Raw genomic sequence first — 13,386 nt, forward strand, 5'->3', positions numbered from 1 at the left:
CTGCTTTTGTTTATTTTAGTTTCTCTACTTTTGTCGGCTTCCAGCCTTTTTTATCAACCCATGTAATCGTGACTTGATATTTATCCCCAGTCGTCTTGTCTAAAATCTTGCCTTTGGCATCCTGAGGGCTGCCGTTGTTACCGAGCCATAGCACCGTCATGTTATCTGTTGAAACACCGGTTGCATATGAAATGGCATTTAGCATTTCAGCCCAGTCTTGTGAACTTGAGTCATAAGTTGCGGCGTGCTCGCCCGTCTGCTCAGTTCCGACTGCTTTCCAGTCAGGATTTTCATACGTTTTTTCCACGTCGCTTGATGAGCCGCCTTCAGTAACTTTTGCGTCTTTAAGCGGGTCATCTGAATCTGAGCTTGAGCCTGAATCAGAATCATCACTTTTAGAAGAAGAATCATCCTCTTTGGAATCAGAAGATTTCTCAGAATCCTTTTCGCTGTCAGAAGTATCTTTCTTGCTGTCTTTTATATCTTCGTCCGATTTCTTTTCCGTCTTTCCTGAAGCCGGAGATTGCGCTGTTTCAGAATCCTTGCTGACATCTTTGCTAGAAGGACTGTTAATGAAGAGATTAGCTGCTACTACGACAATTAATATGGATACGATTGCGATTAAAATGTTAAGCACTAAATTAGCTTTCCTGCGCTTATCACGGTTTTCATAACGAGATTGATTATTGCTCAATAATTCTGCACTCCTTTATCCCTCTTGGCTCAGCATATATTTTACCATGTGCTGAGAAGTTGTTCTATTTCTTATTGATTTCAATTTTGTGTACGTTTTTAACAATATCATAAAACACCGAATTTGTCAGAGCCTTATCCCCCGGCGTATCCATGTGTAAAACGACAAGAGCGTATTTCGGCTTATCCGCAGGAAAATATCCTGCAAACCATTTTTCATAGAGCGTTTCTTTCTCTTTTGAAAGCTTGCCTGTCTGGGCTGTTCCTGACTTCCCTGCTACAGTATACGGAAGATCCTGAAACCTTCTGCCCGTTCCGGAAGGAGATTCCACCACCCGCCGCAGCATTTTTTGAAGCTGCTGTGCCGTATATTTATCTATCGTTTCTCCTTTAAGCTTCTGATCTTTAAACGTAACGAGTGTTGTGCCGTTTTTATATTCAATTTGCTCAGCGATTTTCACCTGCCGCTTATCTCCGCCACGGGCGATTGTCGCCATCATATTGGCTACCTCGAGCGGCGTTACCTTTACATTTTTCTGCCCGATCGCTGTTTGTGCAATGGCTTTTTTGACTGTTTTGTCTTTATCATCCCCCCAAATCACACCGCTTTTTTCGTTATAGAACTGGCGGAAATCTGTTTCGTGATATAGTTTTCCTTCCCAGCCTGCCCGATCAGTGAGAGCCAGCTTTTCGGACATGTCTTCAATAACCGAGCTGTCTTTTTTCATTAATTGTTCTGCAAGGCTCGTAAATGTGTAGTTGCAGCTTTGGGCAAAACTTTCATCAAAAGACAAGGTTCCTTTGTCGTCACCCGGTTCCCCGTACAGGTTTAAATTACAATTAAAGGTTTGGCTCGGCTTCACCGTATCATTTTCGATCGCAGCTGCGGCAATGACTGTTTTAAAAACAGAACCGGGATAGATTGGCGTCAGCATATAATTTTGAAGCGTGTTTTGCCGTGAAACATCGGCATCCGGTTTGCTTACAATTCCCAGAACGCTGCTATTTTCGATGTCCAGCAGCACAGCTCCTCCTTTTTTCAGCCCCTGTTCATCCAATATCTCCTCCATCGCTTTTTGTATGCTTTGATCGATCGTTGTTTTGATCTGGAGCGGATAAAATGTATTGGCTTCAGCTGTATATTTGACGTCCATGCCGAACAAAGGGTTTCCTTTTCCATCCACATGATATAAAAGCTTTGTGTCTTGTTCCGGAAGCAAAAACTCATCAAATGTCCGTTCTAAACCTGTTGTACCGATTTCTGTTGTAATTGGAAGGTTCTCCTTATCAGGATATTTCTTGCGGAGAAGCGCCGGATCTTGATTTGTGCTCCCTATCGTATGTGAAGCAAGGCTGGGCTTGTCTTCATTCTCCATATATACGCCGTAAATGCCGGGATATTTCAAAGAATTGATTTTTGTGATGGATTGTTTCGAAAGTGTTTTGATTTTCTTTTGTTGCAAAATGACCGGTTTTTTCGCCTTTGCGAGTGTCTGGTGCAGTTCATCTTCAGACATGCCGATTATGTCCGCAACCTTTTTGATCGGCCAATCCTGCGTCAGCAAAAAAGGGAACAAAACAACCGCAGGCTCGCTTTTACCGGTCAGCGCCTGCCCGTTTCGATCCAAAAAGGAGCCTCTTCCGTCAGAAATGAGCACTTCCTCCGTCCGCTGTTTCACGCTTTCCTGGATCAGATTGATTTTCTTTTTTGAAAATGATTCTGTGAAAAACAGCTGGATCTCCGCCAGCCTCAGCAGAAGCAGAAAAAACACGATCAAAAATGCAATCACTGCCAGCTTCATTCGTTTCGATATCTTCATAAAAAAAACACCTCACCCACATTGTGGACGAGGTATTTCTTTGCTAAACGGATATTATGAAATTTTCACAATTTTCACGAGCATTTCTCCGCCCGGTGTTTGAACTGTGACTTCTTCATCTACTTTTTTGCCCAGCAGGCTTTTTGCGATCGGTGAATCGTTTGAGATTTTTCCTTCAAACGGATCAGCTTCAGCGCTTCCAACGATTGTATATGATTCTTCGTCACCGTCAGGCAGTTCGACGAAAGTGACGGTTTTTCCCAAACCGACAACGTTAGAGCCGCCGTCATCTTCAATGATTTTGGCGTTGCGGATCATATTTTCAAGAGTCGTTACACGACCCTCTACGAATGCCTGCTCTTCTTTCGCTGAATCGTATTCAGAGTTCTCGGAAAGGTCTCCGAAACTTCTCGCAATTTTGATGCGTTCTACTACTTCTTTTCGTTTAACCGTTTTCAAATATTCTAATTCTTGTTCAAGTTTTTGTTTTCCTTCTACAGTCATAGGAAAAACTTTCTCTTGTGCCATGTCCCTTCACTCCTTCTGGTTGTCCCTCAACATCTTCGATTATGTATGAGAGCATAAACTAAAAAATACAAGAATGAGAACACAGGGCAGTCCTCGTTCTTCTCTCCCATATAGGTACTGTTTATCTTAAACTGAATCTTGTCGTTCTGCAAATATTTCGCGTTTATAAACAGGGAAAGAAGGGAATTTGCACATCCCCTTCCTGCCTATACATAATATGGTCAGAGTTATTTATGTCTATGCTATGGTATTACAAAATCGCGTTTTGTTCAAGAATGGTTTGGATTTTTGTGACCATTAGATCAATTGCGACGTGATTCTGTCCGCCTTCCGGGATAATAATATCAGCGTATCGTTTCGTTGGCTCGACAAATTGGTTATGCATCGGACGGACAACTGACACATATTGTTCAATGACAGAGTCAATAGAGCGGCCGCGCTCATTAATATCTCTCATAATCCGTCTGATGATACGCAAGTCAGCGTCTGTATCAACGTAAAGCTTGATATCCATCAGATCACGGAGCCTTTTGTCTTCAAGAACTAGAATGCCTTCAAGGATAATAACGTCCTTGGGCTCTACGTGAACCGTTTCCTCTGAACGTGTGTGAAGCTTATAGTCGTAAATCGGCTTTTCAATCGGGCGGTAATTCAATAGATCCTGAATATGCTCGATTAAATAGTCATTATCAAACGCAAGCGGATGATCATAGTTTGTGTTCAGCCTTTCTTCAAACGGAAGATGGCTTTGGTCTTTATAATAAAGGTCTTGCTGGATCATTAAAATCGAGTGTCCTTTAAATTGTTCATAAATCGACCGTGTGACACTCGTTTTTCCTGAACCGGAACCTCCTGCGATTCCAATGACTACTGGATTCTTACCCATGGGTGTTACTTCCCCTTTCTCATCATGTTGCTCGGATATATCTTTTTGTCTAGTTTGAATTTGACAATTTGCAGGGGATGGCGGGCAGCATCTAGCTCATTACCGTCTTCGTCCCAAATGGTTTCAATCGTATGTGTAAAGTTTTCAATTTCCGGACCGAAAAATTCCACTTCGTCGCCTTTTTTGAAGAAATTACGCTGCTGAAGTGTGACCATTTGTGTGTCTTCATCATAATTCAGCACTAAGCCGACAAAATCAAACGTCGTTTTTTTGGCGTGCTCACCGAACATTTGCTCTTCATAGCCTGGCGTTCCTTCAAAGAAAGCTGTCGCAGTGTCCCGGTTGGCGCACTTATCAAGCTCTTCAAGCCATTCTTTTTGAATCACAAAGTTATCCGGATCAGCGCAATAAGCATCAATGACTTTGCGGTATACGCTGACAACTGTTGCTACATAGTGAATTGATTTCATGCGGCCTTCAATTTTTAAGCTGTCGATGCCCATTTCGATCATTTTCGGAATAGATTCTATCAGCTTCAAATCTTTCGGGCTCATGGCAAATGGCGCATCTTCTTCACCATACAAAGCAACGGCGTTAGCACCGTCTGTTTGATACAGGTCATAATCCCAGCGGCATGACTGGCAGCAGCCTCCGCGGTTGGAATCCCGCGCTGTCATGTGATTGCTCAGGACACAGCGGCCGGAATACGCGATACACATCGCTCCGTGAATAAACGATTCAATTTCGATATCTACTTTTTCTTTCATTTCTCGGATTTCGAGAGCGCTTGTTTCACGTGCCAGCACAACGCGGTCAAGGCCTTCTTCCTTCCAGAACTGGACAGCCTTCCAGTTTGAAAGAGACTGCTGTGTGCTCAAGTGAACCTCAACATTCGGCGCCACTCTTCGGCATGTTTCGATAATAAGCGGATCTGCCACAATGATGCCGGCAACGTTGGCGTCTCCAAGTGCTTTCAAGTATTCTTCAAGCCCGTCCATGTTTTCATTATGGGCGAAAATATTTGTCGTTACGTAGATCTTCGCGCCATATTGTTTCGCGAATTCAACGCCTTCTGCAATTTCTTCGATCGTAAAGTTGTCAGCATTTGAGCGCAACCCGTATTCCTGTCCTCCGATAAAGACCGCGTCCGCTCCGTAATGAACAGCAATTTTCAGCTTTTCAAGATTACCCGCAGGTGCGAGAAGCTCCGGCTTTTTTGTAATCACATGCTTCCCATTGACAATTGTGGATATTTTATCATTTACGGCAGTCATAGCTTAACCTCCTTCTGATTAATAAACCGTTTCTTTGAAGAAGAACCCGGTATCAATCTTTCTGTTAACTGGCTGTATGCTTTCTATGCGTTCGATCCAGTTTTCTTTTTTCGCTTCGTATTCATCACGGTTTTCAACACACAGATCAATCGCTTCTCTGTACATTTTGGTGACTTCTATTAGGTATTCAGGCGTTTTCAGGACACCATCAATTTTGAAAGAATCAATGCCTGCATCTATCAATTCCTCAAGCTCATCAATGATGCACACATCGTTCGGGCTCATGATGTGCGTGCCGTTTTCATCTTCGAAAATCGGATATTTATTATCACGTTCTTTATCATGCAAGAACATGCCTGATTCTTTTTTCTTTCCTTCAATGTCCATGACTTTGCCTTGGTATTCAAAATAGTTTCCAATCAAAGAACGCTTGGATTGGAACATGCACGTCATTCCATGCACGTGGATTTCAATTTCGACTTCAGCGTTTTCTTTAATCTCCACAATGCTGTCCATGTTTAACTCTCTGGCAAGCACAGAACGCGCCGCGCCTTTTCGCCCCCAGTAGTTGCATGTATAGTAGTTGGTGCCTGTCGTCTCTGTGTTCCAATGAAGCTTCAGGTCAGGCGCAGATTCACGAGCAGCCATAAGCACGGCAGGATCGCCGAATACCGCTGCATCGACACCGGTTTCCGCTAAGAAAGCCAGATATTCTCCAAGCTCCCCTACTTTATCGTTATGGAAAATTGCATTTACAGCAACGTATACGTTTGCCCCTTCTTTGTGAGCAATTTCTACGGCTTTTGTTATATCTTCACGAGAAAATTCTCCGGCTAATCTCAAGCCGTATCTCTGTTCCCCTACTAAAAACGCAGTTGCTCCCGCCTGTATCAGTGGCAAAATATCCGCCGTACTCGTCGGCGTCACTAAGAGCTCTGGTTTTTTCATGACGTTCACCTCTTCTTTTTACTAATCGCAAGTCCGTCCCCGACAGGAATGATCGCAGTTTGATAATCTGGATGATTCATCAGCCAATGATTATATTCATCAATTTTTGTTATCAGCCTGCGCCTTCTTTTCGGTTCTATTTTGCTGTAATCCTCCGCCACCAGACCTTTAAACAGCACGTTGTCTGTTAAAATCACCCCGTCCGGTGAAAGCATCGGTTCATATAAATGAAAAAAGTTTTGATACTGACCTTTTGCAGCGTCAATAAAAATGACATCGTAAGGCGCGGTTACATGAACAGCGTCGGCTAATTCAAGCGCGTCTCCGTAAAAAACATGAATTCGGTCATCAAGCTGAAATTCCTTGATATTGTTTACCGCTTCTTCATGCCGTTTCTCATTGCGTTCAATTGTATATATTTCAGCAGACGGCAGCTCCAGCGCCATTCGAATGGCTGAATAACCAATGGCCGTTCCGATTTCTAGTATTTTTTTCGGCTGTTTCACAGACAAGATTTGAAGCAGCACCTCCATGCCCGCTTTTTCCATGATCGGGACATGATGTTCTTCTGCATATGCTTCAAGCTTCTTCACGTTTTCCGGCCGAGGCTTCAATAATGCTTCTATATAGTCATTTATTTGTTCATACCGGTCAGTCACAACAAACAGCCTCCCGTTCTAAAAAGGAGTGCCCCAGTCTTTTTACACAGGACACTCTCTGAATACCTCATGATACATCGGTAAACAACCCGATATATTTTATCATAAAACCTTGAGGAAAGCGAATAAAAGGAGAGCTTTTTGCTCTCCTTTTATTTCTCATTTTTTGAGGTGATGTATTTTTCTTTTGCTTTATTATGCTCTTTTAGTGTTTTTGTAAATACGACCTCACCATTTGATTTGGCCAAGAAGTACAGATAGTCCGTTTGATCTGGATGCAGCGCCGCTTCCCATGACGACTTGCCGGCATTGGCTATCGGCCCTGGCGTCAGTCCTGTGTTTTTGTACGTATTGTACGGAGAATCGATCTCCAGATCCTTATATAGTACCCGATCTTTATGCTTGCCTGCCGCGTACAGCACGGTCGGATCTGTTTGGAGCGGCATTTTCTCTTTTAAGCGGTTATAAAAGACGCTCGCAATTTTATGGCGGTCGGCTTTTTCACTCGCTTCTTCTTCAATCAAAGAAGCCATCGTCAGCAGCTTATGCACAGATAGTTTATTTTTCTTCATTTCAGATTTGTACGTTTCCACGTAAGAATTTGTCTGTTTGACCATTGCCGTGATAATGTCTTCAAGTGACGTGTCCGGATCGTGAAAAGGGTAAGTAGCCGGGAACAGATACCCTTCCAGCGGATGCTTAATGTTTTTATTGAAAACATCGTTTGTCACAGTGTCCGGGAATTCTTTCTTCAGCTGATGAATAAATGTATCATCGTCCAGCTTCGCTATAATTTGTTTTTTGGAGTATTTCGTTTCATCAGCAACAGCGGCTGCGATTTGTGTCAGCTGTGCTCCCTCAGTTACTGTAATTTGAAAGGCATAGCTTGTAGCCCCGCTTGTCAGCTTATGAATAATGGCATCCAAATCCATTCCTTTATTCAGATGGTAAAATCCCGCCTGAAACCCGGAAGCACCCTTATATTTCACATAATACTGAAATGCTTTCTCGCTATTTATGACATCGTTTTTCTTTAATATCGATGCGATGGCCGAAACAGATGAGCCGCTCGGAATGTTAATGTTAACTGTCGTTTTACTGTCTTTTTCTACAGGTTCAAGCAATGATTTCCCATATAAAAATGCCCCGCCAATGATGAGAAGCAGCACAATAATGGAAGACAGTATGATTCTTTTTTTATTGAAGTATTTTTTTTGCTGATTGATATACATTAGGTCTCCTCCCATCAGCTCTTATACTACATGATTCATTGTATTTCGGCAATTTATTACAAAAAAAGCTGAAAGGGCCTTGATACAGCAGAAAAAAAGCCGGAGCAGTATGGCTCCGGCTTTGTTGCGGTGTTTTATTCTTCGTCTTCGTCCGCTAAGAACGTGTTTAGTGTTTCTTCGATCATATCCCATTCCTCGTCAGTTTCGATCGGGAATAGCTCACCGTTTTCACCGTCTTCGTTTGGCGTGAAGCTGGAAGCGAGAATTTCTACTTCTTCGTCTTCTTTTGCTTCCATTGGATAGTACAGCACATAAGACTTGCCAAACTCTTCGTTTTCAAATGTAAATAGCACTTCACAAAGCTGTTCATTTCCTTGATCGTCAACAATTGTAATATTTTTTTCGCCGTGTTCCATTTTCTTCACCTCTGGCTTTAATTTAAGCTGTCGAGATATCCTTGCAAAATCATGACAGCCGCCATTTTATCAATGACTTTTTTTCGTTTTTGCCTGCTGACATCAGCTGCAATCAGCATTTTTTCTGCCGCCATTGTGGTAAGACGCTCGTCCCACAGCACAACAGGTACATTGTACGTTGTTTCAAGCACTTTCGCAAATGTTTGGCTAGCTTCGCCTCTCGGGCCGACTGTTCCGTTCATGTTCTTAGGAAAGCCCAGCACGATTTTATCTATAGTATACTCTTTTATCAGTTCAGATAAACGGGATAAACCATAATCGCCTTCCGCTTCATTAATCTTTATGGTCTCAATGCCTTGAGCAGTCCAGCCCATTTCATCGCTCAGAGCAACACCGAGTGTTTTGGTTCCTAAATCGAGTCCTAATATTCTCATTTTTAATTTACGCCTCTTTATGCTGTTCTAAATAAGACTTCACCAATTCCTCGATTAATTCGTCTCTTTCAAGTTTGCGAATTAAATTGCGAGCGTCACGATGCCTAGGAATATAAGCGGGATCACCTGACAGCAAGTATCCGACAATCTGATTGATTGGATTGTAGCCCTTTTCCTGAAGCGCGTCATACACTGTAATCAGCACCTCATTTACGTTAGTCTCAGCAGAATCATCGGAGAAATTAAATTTCATCGTTTTATCAAACGAGCTCACCGTTTTGCACCTCTTTCCCAAATTCGCAGGCAAAGTTCAGCCTGGGGTCCTAATCTTACCATCATTCTACACTACATAAGCAAATTATAAAACGGATTTCACCCAATCTTCTACAGAAGCCAAAGCTTCTTCTAATTTTTCCGGCTGTTTGCCGCCTGCCTGCGCCATATCCGGACGGCCTCCGCCGCCTCCGCCGCAAACTTCCGCAGCTTGTTTGACCAGCTTGCCGGCATGCAGGCCTTTCTCAATGAGATCCTTTGTGACTCCGGCAGAGATATTGACTTTATCGTTTTGTACCGCACCAAGCACGATCACCGCAGAGCCAAGCTTTGCTTTTAGTTCATCAACCATTGTGCGGAGATGGTTCATGTCTTTTGCATTTACTTTTTCCGCAAGGACACTCACGCCGTCAACTTCTTTTACTTTTGACAGGATCGCTCCTGCTTCCACGTTGCCGAGTTTCGCAAGAAGAGATTCATTTTCTCTTTGTGCTTCCTTCAGTTCAGCCTGCAGAGCCGCTACTCGTTTCGGCACTTCTTTGATATTTGTTTTCAGCTCGTCAGCAGCTTGCTTTAATACTGAAATCTGGCTGTTCATTTCGATGTAAGCGCCTTGTCCCGTTACAGCTTCAATCCGTCTTGTGCCTGCTCCGATTCCAGATTCAGAAACGATTTTAAACAGGCCGATTTCTGCTGTATTTCTGACATGGCAGCCGCCGCACAGCTCTAAACTGTAATCTCCGACTTGAACGACCCGGACAATGTCCCCGTATTTTTCGCCGAATAGAGCCATCGCTCCCATTTCTTTTGCTTCAGCGATCGGCTTCAAGTCGATATTGACCGGGATGCTCGCCCAGATCTTTTCGTTGACGATTCTTTCAATTTGCTCAAGCTCTTCTTTTGTCACTTGGCCAAAGTGCGAGAAGTCAAAACGAAGACGGTTTTCAGTCACAAGAGATCCCGCCTGATTAACATGAGTTCCAAGAACGTCTTTTAGTGCCTGATGCAATAAATGCGTTGCCGTATGGTTTTTAATGACGCTGCTTCTCATATGGTCTTCAACTTCAGCAGTAACATGCAGACCTTTTTGAACAGTACCGCTCTCAACAACACCTTCATGCACATGCTGGCCGTTCGGCGCTTTTTGCACGTCTTTAATTCTCACTATTGCCTGTTCGCTGCGGAGATAGCCTTTATCCCCGATTTGGCCGCCGCTTTCTGCATAGAACGGTGTTTCATCAAGAATAATTTGTACGCTTTCTCCTTCATGGGCCTCATCAATAAATTGGCCGCCCTGAAGAAGCACAATGACATTAGCATCAGTTTTTATTTGAGAGTAGCCGACAAATGTGCTTTCATCGGTCACGTCGCGTAATGCGCCGCCTTGAACCTGCATGCTGCCGACATCCTGGCGAGCATTTCTTGCCCGTTCACGCTGCTGATTCATTTCTTCTTCAAAGCCTTTATGGTCAACCGTCATGTTCTCGTCTTCCGCGTATTCTTCAGTCAGCTCAACCGGGAATCCGTACGTATCGTACAGTTTAAACACATCAGCACCTGAAATAACGCTGCTGCCCTTGTCTTTTTCTTTTTTGATCATTTCTGACAGGATGGCAAGCCCTTCATTAAGTGTTTCGTGGAAGCGCTCTTCCTCATTTTTGATGACTTTTGCGATGAAATCCGATTTCTCATTCACTTCAGGATAGAAATCAGCCATGATTTCAGCGACAACTGGCACTAAATCGTACATGAACGGACGGTGGATGTTGATCGTTTTGGCATAACGCACAGCCCGGCGCAATAAACGTCTTAATACATAGCCGCGTCCTTCATTTGACGGAAGCGCTCCGTCACTGACAGCAAACGCAACCGTTCTGATGTGGTCGGCAATCACTTTAAACGCAGTGTCTTTCACATTGTCTGTGCCATATGTTTCACCAGATATGGTTTCTGTTGCTTTGATGATTGGAACAAATAAATCGGTATCAAAGTTTGTCGGGACATTCTGGATGACAGATACCATTCTTTCAAGCCCCATGCCCGTATCAATGTTTTTCTTCGGAAGCGGCGTGTACGTGCCGTCAGGGTTATGGTTGAACTCAGAAAACACAAGATTCCATACTTCCAGGTAACGGTCGTTTTCTCCGCCTGGGTAAAGCTCCGGATCTTCTGGATCATTTCCATATGCCTCACCGCGGTCGTAGAAGATCTCCGTGTTCGGTCCGCTCGGTCCTTCACCGATGTCCCAGAAGTTCCCTTCCAGGCGAATAATTCTTTCCTCAGGAATACCGATTTTTTTCGCCCAAAACTCATAAGCCTCTTCATCTTCAGGATGAACCGTAACAGAGAGAAGCTCTTTGTCGAAACCGATCCACTTGTCACTCGTTAAAAACTCCCACGCCCATGTAATGGCTTCTTCTTTGAAATAATCGCCGATGGAAAAGTTTCCAAGCATTTCAAAGAATGTGTGATGACGCGCAGTTTTCCCTACATTTTCTATATCGTTAGTTCTGATCGCTTTTTGAGCGTTTACGATTCTTGGATTTTCCGGAACGACACGGCCGTCAAAATATTTTTTCAGCGTCGCAACACCGCTGTTGATCCAAAGCAGTGAAGGATCCTCATGAGGCACTAATGACGCGCTTGGCTCTACCGCATGTCCTTTTTCTTTAAAGAAATCCAAAAACATTTGACGCACTTCCGCAGAAGTTAAGTGTTTCATTGTATTTCCTCCTCTATAAAAATCGAAATTCTCTTCAGTGACAGCAAAAAAGCCCTCCCCCTATGCAAACCACGCGTTTACACAGGGACGAGAGCTGTCTCGCGGTACCACCCTGATTACGGGCCTTACATTCGCCCGTCACCTTTTACCCTGTAACGCAGGATATGCGGCAGTGATTAACTGCACTCAGGATTAGCTTCCTCCGATCTTCTGATAAAGCTCCTTTCAGCTTACGGAGCTTCTCTCTTTAACAGGGCTTCGGCGTACTCAGATCCGTCACTCGAGATTCGTATGTATTCTACGAGAAATTATAGACAAGCTGCACGCCAATGTCAATGCTCCGTCCTCATCCGTAAAAAATGGATCATCATCACTTTTAAAACAGCCGTCGCAGGAACAGCCAGAATCATTCCGACGATTCCCGCAAGCTCTCCTCCGGCAAGCAGCGCGAGCATGATAACGACAGGATGCATTTTAAGGCTTCGGCCGACAATGAACGGACTGAGGATATTCCCTTCCATAAACTGCAGAATAAACACTGTAATCACCACAACAAGAATCGCTTTGACTGAGATCGTCATCGCAATTAAAAGCGCAGGAATCGCTCCAATAAACGGACCAAAATACGGTATGACATTTGTTATCCCAGAAATAAGACCCAAGATCAACGGATACGGAAGTCCGAATATCCAGAACGAAAGGCCCGCCATCACGCCGAGAATCAAGCAGACCAGAAGCTGGCCGCGGATGTAATCGCCAAGGGAGTCATCCACATCCCGTAAAAAGGCGCTTCCCCGCTTTCTCCACGACTTCGGAGTCAAGTACCATACTGTCTTTTTCATCAACTCAATATCCTTTACCATATAGAACACGAGAAAAGGAATTGTTGCCGCAATTAAGAAATAATCAAGCACGTTTCGGATCCCGCTGATTGCACCTTCTATCGTTCCCGCAAAAAACGCCTCCGTCTGGCGGATCAATTTATCTATACGATGGTGCATGCCGTCAGGCCAGTCATCAGTATGGTTATGCACGTGAAGAAGGAGCCCATTATATGTTTCGGCAAACATAGGTATATTTTCTGATAAATCCGTCAGCTGCACAATTAAAACAGGCACCCCTTTATACAGCGCCCAGCCAATTCCGCCAAAAAAAAGAACATAAATCACAAGGATGCTCAAAGTCCTCGGCAATCCTTTGCCGTGCAGCCACTCCGTGACCGGGATCAATAAATAAGAAATAAAAATGGAAATGATTAAAGGAATAAAGATCGTTTTTATGACGAGCCAAAAGGGCGACCATAACATATCAAGCATAAAAAAGACGTACACTGTTAACAGGACCAGCAAACAAATTGCCACCCACAATAAAAGCTGCACCGGTTTTTGAAGCATCTGCTTTCACCTCTTCTATATCATTTGAGGAACGGTGGGAATTATTCTCTCTCCTCATAACAAAAAGGATACTCTTCGAAGAGTATCCTCAGCTTGTAGAGAAAACG

General features: G+C 43.7%; 13 protein-coding genes. All 13 read right to left on the minus strand.

Annotated features, from left to right (window positions below; translation table 11 throughout):
* Positions 1-10: 10 nt before the first annotated feature.
* On the minus strand, positions 11-694 hold the full coding sequence (locus MOF34_RS11055; protein ID WP_268400169.1) for a YrrS family protein: 684 nt from the start codon (positions 692-694) through the stop codon (positions 11-13).
* A 64-nt stretch (positions 695-758) separates the two neighbouring features.
* Positions 759-2,513, minus strand: a complete 1,755-nt coding sequence (locus MOF34_RS11060; protein ID WP_268400170.1) for a peptidoglycan D,D-transpeptidase FtsI family protein — start codon at positions 2,511-2,513, stop codon at positions 759-761.
* A 54-nt stretch (positions 2,514-2,567) separates the two neighbouring features.
* Positions 2,568-3,041 carry a transcription elongation factor GreA gene (greA, locus tag MOF34_RS11065; protein ID WP_019715204.1) on the minus strand — a complete coding sequence of 158 codons (474 nt, stop codon included), beginning with the start codon at positions 3,039-3,041 and terminating at the stop codon, positions 2,568-2,570.
* A gap of 250 nt (positions 3,042-3,291) precedes the next feature.
* Positions 3,292-3,927, minus strand: a complete 636-nt coding sequence (udk, locus tag MOF34_RS11070; RefSeq protein ID WP_003225916.1) for a uridine kinase — start codon at positions 3,925-3,927, stop codon at positions 3,292-3,294.
* Between the two features lie 5 nt (positions 3,928-3,932).
* On the minus strand, positions 3,933-5,201 hold the full coding sequence (locus tag MOF34_RS11075; RefSeq protein ID WP_268400171.1) for a peptidase U32 family protein: 1,269 nt from the start codon (positions 5,199-5,201) through the stop codon (positions 3,933-3,935).
* Positions 5,202-5,219: 18 nt separating this feature from the next.
* Complete coding sequence (locus tag MOF34_RS11080; protein ID WP_268400172.1) at positions 5,220-6,149, minus strand: peptidase U32 family protein; 930 nt, start codon at positions 6,147-6,149, stop codon at positions 5,220-5,222.
* Positions 6,150-6,154: 5 nt separating this feature from the next.
* Positions 6,155-6,808, minus strand: a complete 654-nt coding sequence (locus MOF34_RS11085) for an O-methyltransferase (RefSeq protein ID WP_003225911.1) — start codon at positions 6,806-6,808, stop codon at positions 6,155-6,157.
* Positions 6,809-6,960: 152 nt separating this feature from the next.
* Positions 6,961-8,040, minus strand: a complete 1,080-nt coding sequence (gene mltG, locus MOF34_RS11090; RefSeq protein ID WP_268400173.1) for an endolytic transglycosylase MltG — start codon at positions 8,038-8,040, stop codon at positions 6,961-6,963.
* A 134-nt stretch (positions 8,041-8,174) separates the two neighbouring features.
* Positions 8,175-8,456 carry a DUF1292 domain-containing protein gene (locus MOF34_RS11095; protein WP_019715208.1) on the minus strand — a complete coding sequence of 94 codons (282 nt, stop codon included), beginning with the start codon at positions 8,454-8,456 and terminating at the stop codon, positions 8,175-8,177.
* 17 nt (positions 8,457-8,473) lie between these two features.
* A complete protein-coding gene (gene ruvX / locus MOF34_RS11100; RefSeq protein WP_003225905.1) occupies positions 8,474-8,890 on the minus strand; it encodes a Holliday junction resolvase RuvX in 417 nt (138 codons plus the stop codon).
* A 7-nt stretch (positions 8,891-8,897) separates the two neighbouring features.
* Positions 8,898-9,164, minus strand: a complete 267-nt coding sequence (locus tag MOF34_RS11105; RefSeq protein WP_003225903.1) for an IreB family regulatory phosphoprotein — start codon at positions 9,162-9,164, stop codon at positions 8,898-8,900.
* Between the two features lie 84 nt (positions 9,165-9,248).
* Complete coding sequence (gene alaS / locus MOF34_RS11110) at positions 9,249-11,885, minus strand: alanine--tRNA ligase (protein WP_268400174.1); 2,637 nt, start codon at positions 11,883-11,885, stop codon at positions 9,249-9,251.
* Between the two features lie 332 nt (positions 11,886-12,217).
* Positions 12,218-13,279: an AI-2E family transporter gene (locus MOF34_RS11115; protein WP_268400175.1), complete on the minus strand. Its 1,062-nt coding sequence runs from the start codon at positions 13,277-13,279 to the stop codon at positions 12,218-12,220.
* Between the last annotated feature and the right edge of the window lie 107 nt (positions 13,280-13,386).

This window comes from Bacillus sp. T17B1, assembly GCF_026796395.1.
In the GTDB taxonomy this organism is placed as follows: Bacteria; Bacillota; Bacilli; order Bacillales; family Bacillaceae; genus Bacillus; species Bacillus spizizenii_A.